Below are 17,522 nucleotides of genomic sequence, written 5' to 3'. Positions count from 1 at the left end.
GAGAGGCTGAATGAAGCTCGCTTCCTTATTGCTGGCTCTATTTGCCTTCGGCGTGGGTCTGTGGGCCGCGCGGCTTTGGTATCAGGCGAGCAAAGTAACGGTAGTCCCGCTTTGGGCCGGAGGAGTGGAGCCGGGAATTTCCGAAGATAGCCAGCGAGGGTGGATTGCCGGACTAATGGTGGCTGGCAGGAAGTCTGGCGAACTCAATCAGCGCGCAGCAATGTGGACGGCAATTGCAGTCTTGCTGACCACCGGTTCGGCGCTGACTAGTGCCTGTGCACCCTAGTCCCCCGTCACCTTGACGTTCGACAGGTCGCCCGCCCCCACCGTGGCGCTGGCCATCGCCAGCATGCGGTCGAGGGGCTTCTTGGCGGCGAGGCGGATGTCTTCGGGCACGATGATCTCGGGCTTCAGGTCGCGCAGCGCGAGGTAGAGTTTTTCCATCGAGTTGAGCGCCATATAGGGGCAGATGTTGCAGTTGCAGTTGCCGTCCGCCCCCGGCGCGCCGATGAAGATCTTGTGCGGCGCGGCTTTTTCCATCTGGTGGATGATGCGCGGCTCGGTCGCGACGATGATCGTCTGCGACGGCGAGGCCAGCACATAGGCGAGGATGCTGCTCGTCGAGCCGACATGGTCGGCGTGGTCGAGGATGTGCGCCGGGCATTCGGGGTGCGCGGCGACCGGCGCGTCGGGGTGCTGCGCCTTCAGCTTCAGCAGCTCCTTCTCCGAGAAGGCCTCATGCACGATGCAGCTGCCCTGCCAGAGCAGCATGTCGCGCCCCGTCTTGCGGCTGAGATAGGCGCCGAGGTGCCGGTCGGGGGCAAAGATGATCTTCTGGTCGCGCGGCAACTGGCTGATGATCTTTTCCGCCGAGCTGGAAGTGACGATGATGTCGCTGTGCGCCTTCACCGCCGCCGAGCAGTTGATGTAGGTCAGCGCGATATGATCGGGGTGCGCGGCGCGGAACTTGCCGAACTCCTCGGGCGGGCATGAATCCTCGAGGCTGCAGCCGGCGTTCATGTCGGGCAGCACGACTTTCTTCTCAGGGCTGAGGATCTTCGCGACCTCGGCCATGAAACGCACGCCGCAGAAGGCGATGACGTCGGCGTCGGTCGCTGCGGCCTTCTTCGACAGGTCGAGGCTGTCGCCGACGAAGTCGGCGATGTCCTGCAGCGCGGGCTCCTGATAATAGTGCGCGAGGATGACGGCGTTACGCTCCTTGCGCAGCCGGTTGATCTCCGCCTTCAGGTCGAGCCCCGCGAGGCTGTCGCGGTTGCCGCCACCGAGCATGTTCAAGCGCGCGTCCATTTCGATCCTTTACATCGCCTGCCCGGCTTCGTCGCGGAAACGGACGACGACGTCGGCGTCCACCCCCGCGGCGTTGAGCGGCAATTCAAACGTACGTTCGACGGCGGCGCGCGTTGCATCGCGGGCCAGCTTCATCAGCGTCGGCGCCTGCGCTTCCTTCATCAGCGCGGCGCGCAGCTTGGCGCGGTTGGCGGCATCGAGCGCGGTCTCGGCGTTGCCGAGCGCCATCAGCAGCTTGCCGTCCTCATATTCCTGGAGCTGCGCCAGATCGACGGCGGGCTCGGAAATCTCGACGGGCGGCAGGGTAACGGTCAGGCGCTTCGTGGCGGCGTCCCAGACGAGGTCGGAGGCCTGCACCTTCGCCCAGTCGAGTTCGTAGCGGACGAGGCCCGGGACAATGATCGTCTTCCTCGCCGACAGGCCGAGCCGCTGCGTTGCCGAAGTCACTGCCACCGTGAAACGGGCGGCGAAAGCGGTCAGGCGGTTCTGCGCCTGCACGGCCTGAAGGCTCGATTGCGCGATGCTGGTGATGTTGGGCGCGCTGTCGGTGCGCCAGTTGAGCGCGGCGATGCCGCCGATGGCGAGGCCGAGCGCTAGGGTGACGAGGATGAGAACGGCGCGCTTCACGCCGCGAGGCTCCACTGCTCGCCCTCGACCGCCACCAGCCCGCGGGCGTGGAGGTCGATGAGGTGGGCAAGCACCGAGCGGCCGGCGGCAGGGTGCAGCACCGGCGCGACATTGGCGTACATCACCGCGACCAGTGCCGGGATCGGCTTGGCGCCCTGCCCCAGCAGCTTGAGGATCTGCCCTTCGCGCTGCTTGCGGTGGGTGATGAGGCCGCGCACCAGCCGCTTCGGCTCGGTCACCGCGGCGCCGTGGGTCGGATAGTAAAGCGCGTCGTCGCGGTCGAGCAGCTTGCGCAGGCTGTCCATATACGCCGCCATGCTGCCGTCGGGCGGGGTCACCACGCTGGTCGACCAGCCCATGACATGATCGCCGCTGAACAGCACTTTCTCCTCCGCCAGCGCGAAGCAGAGATGGTTGGAGGTGTGGCCGGGGGTGTGCACCGCGGTCAGCGTCCAGTCGGGGCCGCTGACGCTCTCGCCGTCGGCCAACACCTGGTCCGGCGCGTAGGTGCGGTCGAAGCCTTCCTCGACCTTCGGCCCCTTGTCATCGAGCGCCAGCGGGGCGCAGCCGACCACCGGCGCGCCGGTCGCGCTTTTAAGCGGCACGGCGGCGGGGGAATGGTCGCGATGGGTGTGGGTGACGACGATGTGGCTGACCGTCTCGCCCTTCAGCGCATCGATCAGCGCTTCGACATGCGCCGGCTCATTGGGGCCGGGGTCGATCACCGCCACGGTGCCGTTGCCGACGATGTAGGTGCCGGTACCGGTGTAGGTGAACGCGCTCGGGTTGCGCGCCAGCACGCGGCGGACGAGCGGACTCAGCCGCTCGACCTTGCCGTAGGGGGCGTTGGCGATGATCTCGTCCACCATGGCGGCTGATGTGGCAGCGGGAGGGGCCGTTGCCAAGGCGTGAGGCGCGCTTTTCATCGAACCTCCCCTCCCCGAGGGGGAGGGGTAAGGGGTGGGCTCGTCGGACGCGGACAGCCTACCGACCTCTCGATGTCACTAGAGCCCACCCCCAGCCCCTCCCCCTCGGGGAGGGGAGAAGGTTTAGAGCCCCGCCTTGAACACGCCGCAGGCGGCGCGGCCGCCGGCGTTGCCGGTGGGGTCGGACTTGTAGTCGTCGACGCCCGCGTGCAGCACCAGCGCGGCGCCGTCGGCGTCGAGCAGGGCGGCAGTGCCACCGGTCATGGTCACGCCCATGATGTGCGACGACACCTTGGCCTTGCCGTCGGCGCCGACCGTCACGTTGGGCAGGTCACCCTTGTGCGGGCCCGACGGGTTTTCCTTGCCGTGCTGCTTGCCTTCCGGGTTCCAGTGCGGGCCGGCCGAGGTGAAATCGGGGGCGGTGCAGGTGCCGGTGGTGTGGACGTGGATGGCGTAGGTGCCCGGCGTGACATTCTCGAGATCGCCGGTGACATGGACGCCGTCGCCCATCGGACGCGCCACGGCGCGGCCCTTCGACTTGCCGTCCTTGTCGAACAGTTCGGTATGCGCGACCGGCGCGGTACCCGTCGTCATTGCTGCGGAGGGGGCGGCCGACTGACCGGCGCCGGATGTCGGCTCCGCCATCGACGAGCTGCAGGCGTTGACGCCGGCACCGAGCGCCAGTGCAGAAACGATCGCGGTCACGACTTTCCGGTCCATCCCAAACCCTTTGTTCAATGGTGTTTGCCAGCAAACGCCGCGCGCGGCGGATGGTTCAGTGCGTGCGATCTTTAGTGGGCCAGACCCTTCACGATCTCCTCGACCATCTTTTTCGCGTCGGCGAGGAGCATCATGGTGTTGTCGCGGTAGAAGACCTCGTTATCGACGCCCGCATAGCCGGCGCCGCCCATCGAGCGCTTCACGAACAACACGGTGCCCGCCTTCTCCACGTCGAGGATCGGCATGCCGTAGATCGGCGAGGTCTTATCGGTCTTCGCCGCCGGGTTGGTGACGTCGTTGGCGCCGATCACGAAGGCCACGTCGGCCTGCGCGAACTCGCTGTTGATGTCCTCCAGCTCGAACACCTCGTCATAGGGCACGTTCGCCTCGGCGAGCAGCACGTTCATGTGGCCGGGCATGCGGCCCGCGACGGGGTGGATGGCGTATTTGACCTCGACCCCCTCCTTCTTGAGGAGGTCGCCCATCTCGCGGAGCGTGTGCTGCGCCTGGCTCACCGCCATGCCGTAGCCGGGGACGATGATGACCTTCTGCGCGTTCTTCATGACGAAGGCGGCGTCTTCCGCCGAGCCGCGCTTGTACGGCCGGTCGATGACCGGGCCGCCGGCGCCGGCGCCCGCGCCGGCATCGGAGCCGAAGCCGCCGGCGATCACCGAGATGAAGCTGCGGTTCATGGCGCGGCACATGATGTAGCTGAGGATCGCGCCCGACGAGCCGACCAGTGCGCCGGTGATGATCATCGCGCTGTTCTGCAAGGTGAAGCCCATCGCGGCGGCGGCCCAGCCCGAGTAGCTGTTCAGCATCGACACGACGACCGGCATGTCGGCGCCGCCGATCGGGATGATCAGCAGGAAACCGATGGCGAACGACAGCGCCGTCACCGTCCAGAACACCCAGGGCGATTGGTCGGTAAGGAAATAGGCGATGAGGCCGAGGATCAGCGCCAGCGTGCCGAGGTTGATGACGTGGCGGCCGGGCAGCATGATCGGCGCGCCGCTCATGTTGCCGTTCAGCTTGAGGAACGCGATCACCGATCCCGAGAAGGTGATGGCGCCGATGGCGACGCCGAGGCCGAGCTCGATGCGGCTGACCTGGAAGATCTCGCCCGCCGCATCGGCAATGCCGAAGGCGGTGGGATTGAGATAGGCGGCCGCGCCGACCAGCACGGCGGCGAGGCCGACGAGCGAGTGGAAGGCGGCGACGAGCTGCGGCATCGCGGTCATGGCGATGCGCTTGGCGATCACGAAGCCGATGATGCCGCCGATGGCGATGGCGCCGAGGATTTCGGGCAGGCTGGCGATCTCGTGGATGGCAAGCGTGGTGCCCACCGCGATCGCCATGCCGATCATGCCGTAGCGGTTGCCGCGCTGGCTGGTCGCCGGGCTCGACAGCCCGCGCAGCGCCAGAATGAACAGGACGCCCGAGACGAGGTAGGCGATCGCTACCCAGGCCGGCGTTTCAGTCAGCGCGTGCTCCATATTCCCCCGCTACCCCTGCCGTCATTCCCGCGAAGGCGGGAACCCGGCAGCCTTCATATGGCGCCAGCAAAGCTGGCAATTTCTTCGATCGGACTGAATCTCCGCCTTCGCGGGGATGACGTCCTGAATTGAACCGCTTAGCGGTCTTTCTTCTTGTACATGGCGAGCATGCGGTGCGTGACCGCGAAGCCGCCGAAGATGTTGACGCTGGCCAGCACCACCGCCAGCAGCCCCAGCCATTTCGAGATCGGCGAGCCCGCCGCGGCGCTGGCGATCAGCGCGCCGACGATGATCACCGACGAAATCGCGTTGGTGACCGCCATTAGCGGCGTGTGCAGCGCCGGGGTCACCGACCAGACGACGTAATAGCCGACGAAGCAGGCCAGCACGAAGATCGACAGGATCGAGATGAAGTCCATTCGTTAGCCCCTTGCCTGCATGCGGGCGGCTCGCGCCGCTACCCCTCCACCGCCTGCGGCGGTCCCCCTCCCCGTCCCGGGGAGGATCGCGGCGGCACCGACCTCATCCTCCCCCACCGGGGGAGGGGGACCATGCGGAGCATGGTGGAGGGGGCACCGCGCCGACGCTTCGGAGATGACCGTCCGCAGCGCCGCTTCGATATCGTGCATCACATCCAGCGCCGAAATCCGCAACACCTTCACCCCGTGCGAGGCGAAGAAGGCGTCGCGCCGCGCGTCATGCGCCGGCTGGTCGCCAGCTTCATGACCGCTGCCGTCCACTTCGACCGCCAATTTCGCCTCGGCGCAGAAAAAATCGGCCACAAACGGACCTGCCGGATGCTGGCGCCGAAACTTGAAGCCGTGCGGGCGGCCGCGCAGCTGCTGCCACAGCACGACCTCCGGCGGGCTCATGCGACGCCGCAAGTGGCGCGCAAAGCCAATCGTCGAAGGCGGGCCGGACAGCATGCTCAGCCTTGCAGCGCCGGGTGAATGACCTGACCGCCCTGAGTCAGCGTCACGCCCTTGGTCACTTCGTCGTCGGCCGGAAGCACGAACGCCTTGGCGTCCTTGTCCCAATAGGCCGAGATGAAGTTGTAGAGATTGCGCGCGTAGAGCGCCGAGGCGTCCGATGCGAGGCGGCTCGGCACGTTGCGGTGGCCGACGATCTTGACGCCGTGGCGCTCGACCACCTGGCCGGCGACCGCGCCCTCGACGTTGCCGCCTTGCTCCACCGCGAGATCGACGATCACCGAGCCGGCGCGCATCGTCGCGACCTGCGCGTCGGTGATCAGCCGCGGCGCCGGGCGGCCCGGGATCAGCGCGGTGGTGATGACGATGTCCTGCTTGGCGATGTGGCCCGAGACCAGCTCGGCCTGCGCCGCCTTGTACTCGTCGGACATCTCGCTGGCGTAGCCGCCGGTGCCCTCGCCCTCGATGCCTTTGACATTCTCGACGAAGATCGCCTTGGCGCCGAGGGATTCGATCTGTTCCTTGGTCGCGGCGCGCACGTCGGTGGCCGAAACGATGGCGCCGAGGCGGCGCGCGGTGGCGATCGCCTGCAGGCCGGCGACGCCGACGCCCATGATGAACACGCGCGCGGCGGAAATCGTCCCCGCTGCGGTCATCATCATCGGCAGCGCGCGGCCATATTCGCCGGCGGCGTCGAGGACGGCCTTATAGCCCGAGAGGTTCGACTGCGAGGACAGCACGTCCATCGACTGCGCGCGGGTGATGCGCGGCATGAATTCCATCGCCAGCGCCTCAAAGCCGGCGCTGGCATAGCCGGCGACGCGCTCGCGGTTGGCGTAGGGGGCGAGGATCGCGGCAAGTTTGGCGCCCTTGGCGGCGCCGGCGAGCGACGCGGGGTCGGGCCCCTGCACGCCGAGCACGAGGTCGGCGCCCTTCAACGTCGCGCCACGTTCGGCGACAGTCGCGCCGGCGGCGGTGAAATCACCGTCGGCGATGCCGGCGAAACCGCCCGCGCCTGCCTCGACGGCGACATCGGCGCCGAGCGCGATGAACTTCTTGACCGATTCCGGGGTGGCGGCAACGCGGCGTTCCCCGTCCAGCGTTTCCCGGAGCACCGCGATCTTCATGCTATCCCCCCTTTGCTTCGCTTATTCGCCGAAGACGAAGGCGAAGAGCCCGATCAGGAGGATGGTGAGGAGGATGATCGACCATTTGGTGACGGCGAGGAAGCCGTCATAGGTCTTGGTGTGGTCCTTCATCGATTGCGGCGCGTGATCGGCGGCCATGACTGCCCTCTCCCGAATATTTTGAGTCGGGGGCCTTCATAGCAAAGCAGTGCGGGCTGTGAACCCGCTGACTGCCTTTCCTTTGCTATCGCCTCTAGAAGCTCGCCTTCAGCGTCGCGCGCAGGTCGCGGCCGGCCAAGGGCGCGAAATCCTTGAGGAAGGAGGCGTGGCGGCGCACGTCGGCGTCGAGGATGTTGTTCGCCGACAGCATCAGCGCGATCGAGCGCTCACGACCGAACGGCCGCCACGACACCGAGGCGTTGAGCACCTGATGACCATCGGTCGGCGTTTCGAAATCGGCGACGCGATTCTGGTCGTCGACCCATTCGGTCTCGATGCGGCTGTCGATGTAGGTGCTCTGCGCCTCCAGGCCGACGAGCACGCGGCGCGGCGGGATGCGCGGCGCCGGGCCGACGTCCTTCACCGTGGCGCGGATATAGTCGGCGACGGCGTCGGCGACGATCCTGGTGTCACCGAAGCGGGCGACGGTGACCGAGCCTTCGAGCTCGACGCCGAAGTAGCGCGCGTCGTCCTGGCGGTATTCGAACACCGGCAATTCGTCGATCTCGATGCCGGCGTCGGCTTCGTAGATGTAATTGTCGAAGCGGGTGGCGAAGACGCTGGCGCCGAGGCTGTAGTTTTCGCCATCGGCGCGGACGAAGCCTTCGAGGCCCCAGCTCTTTTCCTGCCGCAAGGTCGGATCGCCGATCTCGAACGATTGCGTCGCAATGTGCGCGCCGTTCGACAGCAGCTCCTCGGCCGAGGGCGCGCGGACGGTGCGCGACAGGTTCACGCCGAGGCGCCAGTCGTCGCTGAGCTTGAAGGCGGCGCCGGCGGCGCCCGACAGCGCGTTGAAGCTGCGCGAGATGCCCGCCTCGTTGCTCGACACCGACTGATGCTCGTAGCGCGCGGCGCCTTCGAGCGTCAGCGCGCCCAGTTCGAGCGTCTGCAGCGCGAACAGGCCGTATTGCTCGGTCTCGTTGGCCGGCACGAAGGCCTCGGCGCCGATGGCGCGCAGGTCGCGGAGGAAGAACTGGCCGCCGACCGCGCCCTTCCAGCCGTCGCGCTCGCGCTGGACCAGCTCCAGCCGGCCCTCGACGCCCTCGTTGAAGAAGCGGGTGCCGACCTCGTCGCCCTCCAGCTCGGTATGCTTGTAGTCGGCGGCGCCGAGGCGCAGGCGCACCGTCTCGATCAGCGAGCTGTCGAAATTGAGCTCGCCGCGCATGTCGTAGCGGACCTGGCGCATATCGATGCGGACGGCGCCGTGATCATGGCCTTCCTCGCCCTCTTCCTCCTCATGCGCGTGAAGGTCGGGGCGATCGGGGATGCCGTAGAGCGAGTCATAGATACCGACCGAGAAGCCGAGGGTGCCGCGATCGGTGATGACCGAGGCGCCGACGCCGCCGGTGGTGGTGCGCACCGCCGAGTTGGGCAAGGTGCCACGCGCCGCCGCCAGCTCGGCGGCATGCTCCTCGCCTTCGGCCGCGTGCTCGAGCGCATGCTCGCGAAGTTCGGGGGCGAGCAGATAGCCGCCGATGTCGAGATCGCCCGACTTGCGGTAACCGGCGTCGGCATGGAGCACGATTGGCCCGCCCGCCGCGACGTCGAAGCCGCCGGCGATGCTGCGCTCGTCCGCCGCCGAGCCGTAGCTGGCGATGGCGTCGACGTGCGGATGGTCGGTCGGCAGGCGGCGCGGGATGCGGCGGTCGATGATGTTGACGACGCCGCCGATCGCCGACGAGCCGAACAGCAGCGACTGCGGCCCGCGCAGCACCTCGACGCGCTCGGCGGTGATCGGATCGATGGCGACGGCGTGGTCGGCCGAGGTGTTCGACACGTCGATCGAGCCAATGCCGTCGGTCAGCACGCGCACGCGCTCGCCCTGGAAGCCGCGAAGGACGGGGCGCGAAGCGCCGGGGCCGAAGGAGGTGGCGGAGACGCCGGGCAGGTCGTCGAGCGTGTCGCCGATCTGCATGCGGATATCCGACGCCAGCTGCTCGCCGCGCAGCACCGAGGTGCCGGTCAGCAGGTCCTGCCGGTCACGCGAGAAGGGCGCGGTGACGATGATCTCGGGCGCGTCCTCGTGCAGATCGTCGACCTGCTGGCCTTCCGCGGCGAACGCCGGCAGCGGCAGCATGATGACCGAGGCGAGCAGCAGCGTGCGAAGGCGCATTCCCGAAATCTCCTTGTTCCGGGGATGGCACGTAAATGTGATGTTATAACTTGTCAAACCTGTGACACCCATTTCGGGCGTCCAGAGCAAAAGGGCCCGGCGGTTACCCGCCGAGCCCTTTGCGTTTTCGGCTCTGCGCCAGCGCGTTACGCAGCAGCGACGCCCATCTGCTTGGCGAAGATGTCGCGGGTGTTCTGCAGGCTGAGCAGGTGCGCGTAGACGAGGCCGATCATGCCGGTCTGCACCAGCTTGCGCAGCTGATCGCCGCGCAGCTCGCGCAGCTTGTCCTCGCCGATCATGCGGAAGCCGCGGTAGATCGACGGCTGGCCGTCGCCCTGCTGCAGCGAGACTTCGCCGTCGATGATCAGGTCGAGCGCCTGGATCTCGTCCATGAACTGCTTGGTGCGGGCGACCGCGGTCTCGAACTGCTCGCAGAAGGCCAGCACCGACTTGGTGTGCTCGCTCGGCGCTTCGCCGTCGAACAGTTCATAGCCGTCGAAGTCGCCCGCCTCGACGAGACCCGCCTTGTCGTCGAAGCACAAGGTCAGCTCTTCGCTGGTCTCGTTGAACTTGGCGAGGAGGAACGGGTAGCGGCGGGCATAGGCCGGGACGTAGACGTCCTTCGCCCAGTTGCCGTCGGCGTCGACGAAGGTGTTGACGCCGTCGGTCAGGCCCATCAGCGCCAGCGGCGCCGCGGTCGGACCCGAGCCGAACACGATCGGATAATGGCGCATCGCCGAGGCGAACTCGTCGACCGTCAGCGGAATGGCGTGCGTCTTCGCCGCTTCCGGATAGGCGGTGCGCTGGCGGACCTTGAAGCCGGCGTGCGCCTGCGAAGAGAGCGGCGCGATCGAATTGTAGAACAGCGGCAGCATCGGCGCGGGATTGGAAGCCATGATACACGGACCTCGTGTCTGAGAATTTTTGACATCGGACCCCCCGGCCCGGTGAAGCCGCCCGCTTTAGGCGGCGATGCGGATTCGGGCAAGCCACGGGCGCGCGGCCTGTCGCCGGCGGGCCTCAGAGCAGCTTGCCGGGGTTCATGATGCCCAGCGGATCGAGCGCCACCTTGATGGCGCGCATCGCCGAGAGCTTCGCCGGATCGCCGAGGCGAACCAACTCGTCGCGCTTCAAGGTGCCGATGCCATGTTCAGCGGAGATCGAGCCGCCGTGAGCGACGGTGATGTCGTTGACGAGCCGCGTGATCGCCGGGCCGTTCTCGCGGAAGACCTCATAATCGACGCCGAGCGGCGGGCGGGCGTTGAAGTGGACGTTGCCGTCGCCGAGGTGGCCGAAGGCGAGGACGCGCGCGCCGGGCCAGCCGCGCTCGATGGCCGGCGTCGCCTCGGCGATGAAGGCGGGCATGCGGGCGACGGGCACCGACACGTCATGCTTGACCGACGGCCCTTCGGCGCGCTCGGCGGGCGGGATGCCTTCGCGCAACGCCCACAGCGCAGCACGCTGCGTTTCGCTGGCGGCGAACACGGCATCGGCGACATCGCCCGCCTCGATCGCAGCGGCGAGCGCGCTCTCCAGCGCCTCGGCAAGCGGGTCGCCGTCGCGCGGCGAGGTCAGCTCGACCAGCGCGTACCAGGGATGGGCGGCGCCGAACGGGTCGCGGACCTCGGGCATCTGCGCGAACACGAGGTCGAAGCCGGTACGCGGCATCAGTTCGAAACTGTCAACCTGATCGCCGACCGCGCCGCGCAACCGGTCGAGCAGCGCCAGCGCGGCGGCCGGTGAGGCAAGCCCGGCAAGCGCGGTGGCGACGGCGCGCGGCCGCGCGACCAGCTTCAGCGCGGCGGCGGTGACGAAGCCCAATGTGCCTTCGGCGCCGATCAGTAGCTGCTTCACGTCGTAGCCGGTGTTGTCCTTGCGCAGCGCCGACAGCTGATCGAGCACCGAGCCGTCGGGCAGCACCGCCTCGATCCCGAGCGTCAGCGCGCGCATCGTGCCATAGCGCAGCACCTGCACGCCGCCGGCGTTGGTCGAGATCAGCCCGCCGACCGTCGCGGTACCCTTGGCGCCCAGCGACAGCGGGAACATGCGGTCGGCCGCTTCGGCGGCGGCGTGGACCTCCGACAGGGTGACGCCGGCCTCGACCACCAGCGAATGATCGGCGGCATCGACCTGGCGGACGCGGCGCATGCGGGTGGTCGAGACGATCACCGCCCCGCCCTCGGGCTCGGGCACGCTGGCGCCGCAGAGCGAGGTGTTGCCACCCTGCGGCACGAGGCCGATGCGGTGCTGCGCGGCGAGGCGGACGATGGCGGCGAGCTGATCGGTCGTCGCGGGGCGCAGCAGCAGCTCCGCCCGCCCGCGCTTGCGACCGCGCCAGTCGTTCAGATGCGGCTCGAGCAGCGCCGGGTCGTCGATCCAGCCGCCGGGACCGGCTGCGTCCTTCATCGCCTGAAATGCGTTCATGCCCGTCAGGATAGGGCGTTGACCCGCGGCGCGTCGAGGCCGCAAAGGTTCAGCGTTGGTTCAAATGCGGATGACCAAGAAGGTGCGATGTCCCGACGGCTGACGATCCTGATGCTCGGCATGGCGCTGGCCGGGCCCGCGTTCGCGGACGAGCCGCGCATTCGCAAGGTGCCGCTGCAGTCGGAGGCGCCCGGCGTGAAGGAGCGCAAGGGCGGGCTGTTCGCCATCTTCACCAAGAAATCGAAGCGCGCCTGCATTGAAAGCGAGCGCATCGCCGGCGCGATCGTCACCGGCGAACGCGCGATCGATCTGGTGCTGACCGGCGGCGACCGCTGGCGCATGGGGTTCAAGAAGGACTGCCCCGCCCTCACCTACTATCAGGGCTTCTATTACCGGCAGACGCAGGCCGGTCGCCTCTGTGCCGGTCGCGACGCGGTGCTGACGCGATCGGGTGCGCAATGCCCGATCGACACCCTCGCCAAGGTCAAATCGGACAAGAAACGGGAATAACCGTTGCAAATAAGCGACGGTGGAACCCCCAACCTCTCAAAAGCTTTAGCCCCCTATCTAGCTTGCTGGACAAGTAACCCCACTCGTTGTTCAAATGTCACTTAAGCGGCATTGGGAGCACGTTCGTTCGTGCGTCCGATGCCGAGCCTGTCGACCAGACCCGATAAAAACCGGGCGGCGGCAGTCAGGGACAACTGGGGAGGATCATCGGATGAAGCCGATCATCAAGCAGAATCTGCGTATTTCGCTCGCGACCAGCGCGTCCGCGCTGGCCATGCTCATCGCCGGCCCGGCGTTCGCCCAAAGTGCCGCGGTCGACGACCAGGGCATCGAGGAAATCGTCGTCACCGCCCAGCGCCAGGCGGAATCGCTGCAGGACGTGCCGATCGCGGTGACCGCGTTCAGCGCCGAAACGCTCGAGCGCCAGCAGATCGAAAATTCGTCGGACCTTCAGCTGACCTTGCCCAACGTGACCTTCACCAAGGGCAACTTCACCGGATCGAGCTTCACCATCCGCGGCGTCGGCGACCTCTGCGTCGGCGTGACCTGCGACTCCGCCACCGCCATCCACGTCAACGATACGCCGCTGCTCGGCACCCGCCTGTTCGAAACCGAATATTTCGATCTCGAGCGCGTCGAGGTGCTTCGCGGCCCGCAGGGCACGCTGTTCGGCCGCAACGCCACCTCGGGCGTGGTCAACTTCGTGACGGCGAAGCCGCGCATGGACGCCTTTTCGGTCCAGGCCGAGGGTGAGTATGGCAATTTCAACTCGATGAAGGTGAAGGGCGCGGTCAATATCCCGCTCGGCGAGACCTTCGCCGCGCGCGTCGCCGGCTTCTACCTGAAGCGCGACGGCTTCACCGAGAACGTCTTCAACGGCGACGATCTCGACGGCCGCGACATGTATGCGGTGCGCGGTTCGCTGCGCTGGCAGCCGAGCGACACCACCACCGTCGACCTGATGGCCTATTATTTCCGCGAGGACGACAACCGCCTCCGCATCCAGAAGCAACTCTGCCAGCGCGACCCGACCGGTATCCTCGGCTGCTTGCCCGGCCGCCTCGAGAACGGCGTCACCAACGGCAACGCCAGCTTCGTCGGCACGCTCGGCTCGCGCGAGTTCCTGTCGGCGAACGGCATCCCGGCGCCGACGCTGTTCGGCCTCGGCAGCCTCTATGGCCCGGACCCCTATGCCACGGCGGTCAACCCGGCCAGCAAGCGCCAGGTCAACACCGACCATACGCCGACCTATTTCACCGACGAGCAGCAGTATCAGCTGCGCATCGAGCAGGACCTCGGCGACCAGTATAAGCTGCAGTTGACCGGTTTCTATCACGAAGCGCGGGTCGACTCGTCGCAGGACTACAACCTCTCCGTGCAGAACCGCGCCAGTTACGCCACCGCACTGGCGACGCTGGCCGGCGCTGCCGCGGGCGGCATTCCGGGCCTTCCCGCCGCCTATTTCACCCCGATCGCGCAGGCGATCATCCCGGGGGGTCCGGCGGGCCAGCTCTGCACCTCGGCCGCGGAAGAGACCGGCACCGGCTCGTTCGGCGGCTACAAGGTCTGCTCGGCGACGCCGCAGGACTTCGACCGTTCGAACCAGAAGAACAAGGACTGGTCGGTCGAGGCGATCTTCTCGTCCGACTATGACGGCGCGTTCAACTTCCTGCTCGGCGGCATCTATGCCGACGCCGACCTCAGCGAGAACAGCTACTACGTCAACTCGTTCGGCATCGACTATGTGACGGGCCTGCTCGGCACCTTCACCGCGCTCGGCTCGGCCCAGCCGCCGTCATACCTCGGCACGCCGTTCTTCCGGAACAACACCGACGACTTCGGCCTGAAGTCCTACGGCATCTTCGGCGAGGCCTATTACGAGTTCAACGACCGGGTGAAGTTCACCGCCGGCCTTCGCTACAACAACGACAAGAAGACGGTGGTCGCGCGCTCGACGCTCGCCAGCTTCCTCGTCCCCTTCACCGCGACCAACGCCTTCGACTCGCCGCGGGCAGGCGGCTTCGATGCCGACCCGGCGACGGCCTGCGCGGGCGCCGGCAGCAACGTGGCGGGCGGCATCGGCACCCGGGCGGGCTGCGAGGCCTTCCAGGTCCGCAAGAGCAGCTTCGACGAGTTTACCGGTCGCGCCGTTCTCGACTTCAAGCTCAGCGACGACAGCCTGCTCTATGCAAGCTACTCGCGCGGCTACAAGTCGGGCGGCATCAACCCGCCGCTGCAGCCGATCTTCGCGGTGCCGGACACCTTCGCGCCGGAATTCATCGACGCGTTCGAGGTCGGTTCGAAGAACACCTTTCTCGACGGCACGCTGCGCCTGAACGCCACGGCCTTCTACTATAAGTACAAGGACCTGCAGCTCAGCCGCATCGTCGCCCGCACCTCGGTGAACGACAACGTCGATGCCGACATCTACGGCCTCGAGATCGAGTCGATCCTCAACCCGAGCCCCGAGTGGCTGTTCAACATCAACTTCAGCTACCTCCACACCAAGGTCGCCGCCGACAAGTTCCTGTCGAACCCGCGCGATCCGTCGGGCGGCCGTTCGGATGCGGTGATCATCAAGGACATCACCAACGGCGCGAACTGCGCCGTCATCCCGAACACCGCGGGTGCCGGCTCGGCCAACACCTTCGTGAACACGGTCAACACGCTGCTCAACAACAGCACGCTGACCACCTTCCCGACCCCGCGTACCGCCGCCAACCCGCAGACCGCACCGCTCCAGGGCACGACCGCCTTCCCGGCGAACAGCGGCCTGACCGCCCGCGGCGCCTTCAGCTCCTGCGCGGTGCTGCAGGCGACGGCAGCCACCGTCGGCGCGGCCGTCGGCGGCGTGACCGTGCTGCCGGCCGGTGTCGAGGTGAACCTGCGCGGCAACGCGCTGCCGCAGGCGCCGAACTACAAGGTCTCGGCGGGTGCGCAGTACACCATCGACTTCGGGAACGGCATGACGCTGGTGCCGCGCGCTGACCTCACCTTCACGGGTGACAGCTATGGCAGCATCTTCAACGGCTCGATCAACCGCATCAACAGCTACACCCAGGTCAATGCGCAGGTGCAGCTGAACGGCCCGGACGACAAGTGGTTCGTCCGCGGGTTCGTCCAGAACCTGACCGACAACAGCGCGACGACCGGTCTGTACGTGACCGACCAGTCGTCGGGCCTCTACACCAACATCTTCACGCTCGATCCGCGCCGCTACGGCATCGCGGCCGGCGTGCGCTTCTAAGCCGTTTCGCTCACGCGAAACGGGCGTTTGGGGGCGGGCCTTCGGGTCCGCCCCTTTCGTTTGCCCCCTTCCCTTTCGGCGCAGGGAACACGCTGTTTCCTTGACTTTTCCGCCCACAGATGCGCAAGCGCGGGCGCGCTTCGCCGGTTGCGAGCCTCCAGCAGGAATATGAGATTTTGAGCTTCGCCGACCTGCACCTGTCCGACGAACTGCTGCGCGCGGTTACCGACAGCGGTTACAACGACCCGACGCCGATCCAGCGGCAGGCGATCCCGCACGTCCTGATGGGGCGCGATATCATCGGCGTCGCGCAGACCGGTACCGGCAAGACGGCGTCCTTCGTGCTGCCGATGATCGACATTCTGGCCAGCGGCCGGTCGCGCGCGCGCATGCCGCGGTCGCTCATCATCGCGCCGACCCGCGAGCTCGCCGATCAGGTCGCCGAGAATTTCGTCAAATACGGCAAATATCACAAGCTAACGATGGCGCTGCTCATCGGCGGCGTCGGCTTCGGCGATCAGGACAAGGCGCTGGCCAAGGGCGTCGACGTGCTGATCGCGACCCCGGGCCGGCTGATGGACCAGTTCGAGCGCGGCAAGATCCTGCTGTCGGGCGTCGATATCCTCGTCATCGACGAGGCCGACCGCATGCTCGACATGGGCTTCATCCCAGACGTCGAGAAGATCTGCAGCAAGATCAACCCGAACCGGCAGACTTTGCTGTTCTCGGCGACGATGCCGCCGCCGATCAAGAAGCTCGCCGACCGCTTCATGCGCGAGCCGCGCGTCATCGAGGTGGCGCGCCCGGCGTCGACCAACGCGTCGATCACCCAGTCGCTGGTCGAAACCACGTCGCGCGGCAAGCGCGAGACCTTGCGCAAGCTGCTCGGCGACGAGGCCGTCCAGTCGGCGATCGTGTTCTGCAACCGCAAGCGCGAGGTGAAGGAGCTGGCCGACAGCCTGAAGCGATCGGGTTTTCGCGTCGGGCAGATCCACGGCGACATGGAGCAGCCCGAGCGCATGGCGACGCTTGAGCGTTTCAAGAAGGACGAGATCAACATCCTCGTTGCCTCCGACGTCGCCGCCCGCGGCCTCGACATCAAGGGCGTCAGCCACGTCTTCAACTTCGATACGCCGCACCATGCCGAGGACTATGTCCACCGCATCGGCCGCACGGGCCGCGCCGGCCGCACCGGCACTGCGGTCACGCTGGTCACGTCGGAAGACGCCGAGAATCTCGCCGAGATCGAGAAGCTGATCGGCCAGAAGATTCCGCGCGCCGGCAAGACCGCGCCGACCCCCGCGGCGGAAGCGCCCGCCGAGGCCGAAGCGGCAGCTCCCGAGACCGCGCCGCGCAGCGCACGCCGCCGGGGCGGATCGCGCCGGGGCGCCGCGCCGCGCGAGGAAGCCGCCGAAGCGGCGCCTGTCGCGAAGGAGCAGGCAGAGGAATCGCCGCGCGAAGAGCGTGTCGCCGCGCGTGAAGAGGCGCCGCGCGAGCCGCGTCGCGCTGAGCCCCGCCGGGACGAGCCGCGCCGCGACGAAGCACGCCGTGACGAACCCCGCCACGACGAACGCCCGCGCCGCGACGAGCGGGGCGGCCGGGATCGGGATCGCGATCGTGGCCCGCGCCGCGACTATCGCGAACGCGACGAGCCGGCGATCGGGCCGGGCTTCGGCTCCGACGACGCCATTCCTGCCTTCCTGCGGCAGTCGACGCGCGACTGATCCGACGCGGCGCGGCCTTCGCGCTTTGTTAATCTTTCCGCCGCTAGAACGGTCATCGAGGGGACAAGGCTGAGGTGCTTCACGCACCCGGCCGTCCATTCCTGCGTTTGCGTCTTCAGTGACTCAAGGCCCGCACCGGTGGGCGATTGGCG

At 67.4% G+C, this 17,522-nt stretch carries 16 protein-coding genes; 4 read left to right on the top strand and 12 right to left on the bottom strand.

Going from position 1 to position 17,522, the window contains the following annotated elements:
* Positions 1–10: 10 nt before the first annotated feature.
* A complete protein-coding gene (locus ACFOMD_RS12400) occupies positions 11–286 on the top strand; it encodes a hypothetical protein (RefSeq protein ID WP_380861815.1) in 276 nt (91 codons plus the stop codon).
* Here ACFOMD_RS12400 and nadA read toward each other — a convergent pair.
* From nadA to ACFOMD_RS12340, 12 genes are all read right to left on the bottom strand, one after another.
* Positions 283–1,308 (bottom strand): quinolinate synthase NadA, encoded by a 1,026-nt coding sequence (gene nadA / locus ACFOMD_RS12395; RefSeq protein WP_380861813.1) that lies wholly within the window; start codon positions 1,306–1,308, stop codon positions 283–285. The two genes, ACFOMD_RS12400 and nadA, sit on opposite strands and share 4 nt — an antisense overlap.
* A 9-nt stretch (positions 1,309–1,317) precedes the next feature.
* Positions 1,318–1,935 carry a DUF4230 domain-containing protein gene (locus ACFOMD_RS12390; RefSeq protein WP_380861811.1) on the bottom strand — a complete coding sequence of 206 codons (618 nt, stop codon included), beginning with the start codon at positions 1,933–1,935 and terminating at the stop codon, positions 1,318–1,320.
* Positions 1,932–2,804, bottom strand: coding sequence for an MBL fold metallo-hydrolase (locus tag ACFOMD_RS12385; protein ID WP_380861809.1), 873 nt, complete (start codon positions 2,802–2,804; stop codon positions 1,932–1,934). The genes ACFOMD_RS12390 and ACFOMD_RS12385 overlap by 4 nt, the downstream gene beginning before the upstream one ends.
* 180 nt (positions 2,805–2,984) lie before the next feature.
* The gene (locus tag ACFOMD_RS12380) at positions 2,985–3,581 is read right to left on the bottom strand and encodes a superoxide dismutase family protein (protein WP_380861807.1); all 597 of its coding nucleotides are present in this window, start codon (positions 3,579–3,581) and stop codon (positions 2,985–2,987) included.
* A gap of 71 nt (positions 3,582–3,652) precedes the next feature.
* Positions 3,653–5,077 carry an NAD(P)(+) transhydrogenase (Re/Si-specific) subunit beta gene (locus tag ACFOMD_RS12375; protein ID WP_380861805.1) on the bottom strand — a complete coding sequence of 475 codons (1,425 nt, stop codon included), beginning with the start codon at positions 5,075–5,077 and terminating at the stop codon, positions 3,653–3,655.
* Between the two features lie 137 nt (positions 5,078–5,214).
* Positions 5,215–5,496 (bottom strand): NAD(P) transhydrogenase subunit alpha, encoded by a 282-nt coding sequence (locus ACFOMD_RS12370; RefSeq protein WP_380861803.1) that lies wholly within the window; start codon positions 5,494–5,496, stop codon positions 5,215–5,217.
* Between the two features lie 3 nt (positions 5,497–5,499).
* Positions 5,500–5,949, bottom strand: a complete 450-nt coding sequence (locus ACFOMD_RS12365; RefSeq protein ID WP_380863437.1) for an endonuclease domain-containing protein — start codon at positions 5,947–5,949, stop codon at positions 5,500–5,502.
* A gap of 56 nt (positions 5,950–6,005) precedes the next feature.
* Entirely contained in the window at positions 6,006–7,133 is a 1,128-nt protein-coding gene (locus tag ACFOMD_RS12360) for a Re/Si-specific NAD(P)(+) transhydrogenase subunit alpha (RefSeq protein ID WP_380861801.1), read from the bottom strand.
* A 21-nt stretch (positions 7,134–7,154) separates the two neighbouring features.
* Positions 7,155–7,292: an aa3-type cytochrome c oxidase subunit IV gene (locus ACFOMD_RS12355; RefSeq protein WP_380861799.1), complete on the bottom strand. Its 138-nt coding sequence runs from the start codon at positions 7,290–7,292 to the stop codon at positions 7,155–7,157.
* A 94-nt stretch (positions 7,293–7,386) separates the two neighbouring features.
* Positions 7,387–9,465, bottom strand: a complete 2,079-nt coding sequence (locus ACFOMD_RS12350) for a TonB-dependent receptor (RefSeq protein ID WP_380861797.1) — start codon at positions 9,463–9,465, stop codon at positions 7,387–7,389.
* Positions 9,466–9,611: 146 nt separating this feature from the next.
* Positions 9,612–10,361, bottom strand: a complete 750-nt coding sequence (locus ACFOMD_RS12345; RefSeq protein WP_380861795.1) for a SapC family protein — start codon at positions 10,359–10,361, stop codon at positions 9,612–9,614.
* Positions 10,362–10,485: 124 nt separating this feature from the next.
* Positions 10,486–11,889: an FAD-binding oxidoreductase gene (locus ACFOMD_RS12340; protein WP_380861793.1), complete on the bottom strand. Its 1,404-nt coding sequence runs from the start codon at positions 11,887–11,889 to the stop codon at positions 10,486–10,488.
* An 87-nt stretch (positions 11,890–11,976) separates the two neighbouring features.
* Between ACFOMD_RS12340 and ACFOMD_RS12335 the strand changes: the two genes are divergently transcribed.
* The 3 genes from ACFOMD_RS12335 to ACFOMD_RS12325 all read left to right on the top strand — a co-directional run bounded on the left by ACFOMD_RS12335 (position 11,977) and on the right by ACFOMD_RS12325 (position 17,370).
* Positions 11,977–12,399: a hypothetical protein gene (locus ACFOMD_RS12335; protein ID WP_380861791.1), complete on the top strand. Its 423-nt coding sequence runs from the start codon at positions 11,977–11,979 to the stop codon at positions 12,397–12,399.
* 211 nt (positions 12,400–12,610) lie between these two features.
* Positions 12,611–15,646, top strand: coding sequence for a TonB-dependent receptor (locus ACFOMD_RS12330; RefSeq protein WP_380861789.1), 3,036 nt, complete (start codon positions 12,611–12,613; stop codon positions 15,644–15,646).
* 176 nt (positions 15,647–15,822) lie between these two features.
* Positions 15,823–17,370, top strand: a complete 1,548-nt coding sequence (locus tag ACFOMD_RS12325) for a DEAD/DEAH box helicase (protein ID WP_380863435.1) — start codon at positions 15,823–15,825, stop codon at positions 17,368–17,370.
* Positions 17,371–17,522: the final 152 nt, after the last annotated feature.

It is taken from the genome of Sphingoaurantiacus capsulatus, from assembly GCF_042648405.1.
Taxonomy (GTDB): domain Bacteria; phylum Pseudomonadota; class Alphaproteobacteria; order Sphingomonadales; family Sphingomonadaceae; genus Sphingoaurantiacus; species Sphingoaurantiacus capsulatus.
The sequence above is the reverse complement of the archived record's forward strand: the minus strand, read 5'-3'. Positions and strand labels throughout refer to the sequence as shown.

Excerpts from the sequence above, each read along its gene's own strand:
- ACFOMD_RS12330 (WP_380861789.1), top strand. The coding sequence starts at position 12,611 with ATGAAGCCGATCATCAAGCAGAATCTGCGTATTTCGCTCGCGACCAGC.
- ACFOMD_RS12380 (WP_380861807.1), bottom strand. The coding sequence starts at position 3,581 with ATGGACCGGAAAGTCGTGACCGCGATCGTTTCTGCACTGGCGCTCGGT.
- ACFOMD_RS12375 (WP_380861805.1), bottom strand. The coding sequence starts at position 5,077 with ATGGAGCACGCGCTGACTGAAACGCCGGCCTGGGTAGCGATCGCCTAC.
- ACFOMD_RS12360 (WP_380861801.1), bottom strand. The coding sequence starts at position 7,133 with ATGAAGATCGCGGTGCTCCGGGAAACGCTGGACGGGGAACGCCGCGTT.
- ACFOMD_RS12385 (WP_380861809.1), bottom strand. The coding sequence starts at position 2,804 with ATGGTGGACGAGATCATCGCCAACGCCCCCTACGGCAAGGTCGAGCGG.
- ACFOMD_RS12345 (WP_380861795.1), bottom strand. The coding sequence starts at position 10,361 with ATGGCTTCCAATCCCGCGCCGATGCTGCCGCTGTTCTACAATTCGATC.
- ACFOMD_RS12340 (WP_380861793.1), bottom strand. The coding sequence starts at position 11,889 with ATGAACGCATTTCAGGCGATGAAGGACGCAGCCGGTCCCGGCGGCTGG.
- ACFOMD_RS12355 (WP_380861799.1), bottom strand. The coding sequence starts at position 7,292 with ATGGCCGCCGATCACGCGCCGCAATCGATGAAGGACCACACCAAGACC.
- ACFOMD_RS12370 (WP_380861803.1), bottom strand. The coding sequence starts at position 5,496 with ATGGACTTCATCTCGATCCTGTCGATCTTCGTGCTGGCCTGCTTCGTC.
- ACFOMD_RS12365 (WP_380863437.1), bottom strand. The coding sequence starts at position 5,949 with ATGAGCCCGCCGGAGGTCGTGCTGTGGCAGCAGCTGCGCGGCCGCCCG.
- ACFOMD_RS12350 (WP_380861797.1), bottom strand. The coding sequence starts at position 9,465 with ATGCGCCTTCGCACGCTGCTGCTCGCCTCGGTCATCATGCTGCCGCTG.
- ACFOMD_RS12335 (WP_380861791.1), top strand. The coding sequence starts at position 11,977 with ATGTCCCGACGGCTGACGATCCTGATGCTCGGCATGGCGCTGGCCGGG.
- nadA (WP_380861813.1), bottom strand. The coding sequence starts at position 1,308 with ATGGACGCGCGCTTGAACATGCTCGGTGGCGGCAACCGCGACAGCCTC.
- ACFOMD_RS12400 (WP_380861815.1), top strand. The coding sequence starts at position 11 with ATGAAGCTCGCTTCCTTATTGCTGGCTCTATTTGCCTTCGGCGTGGGT.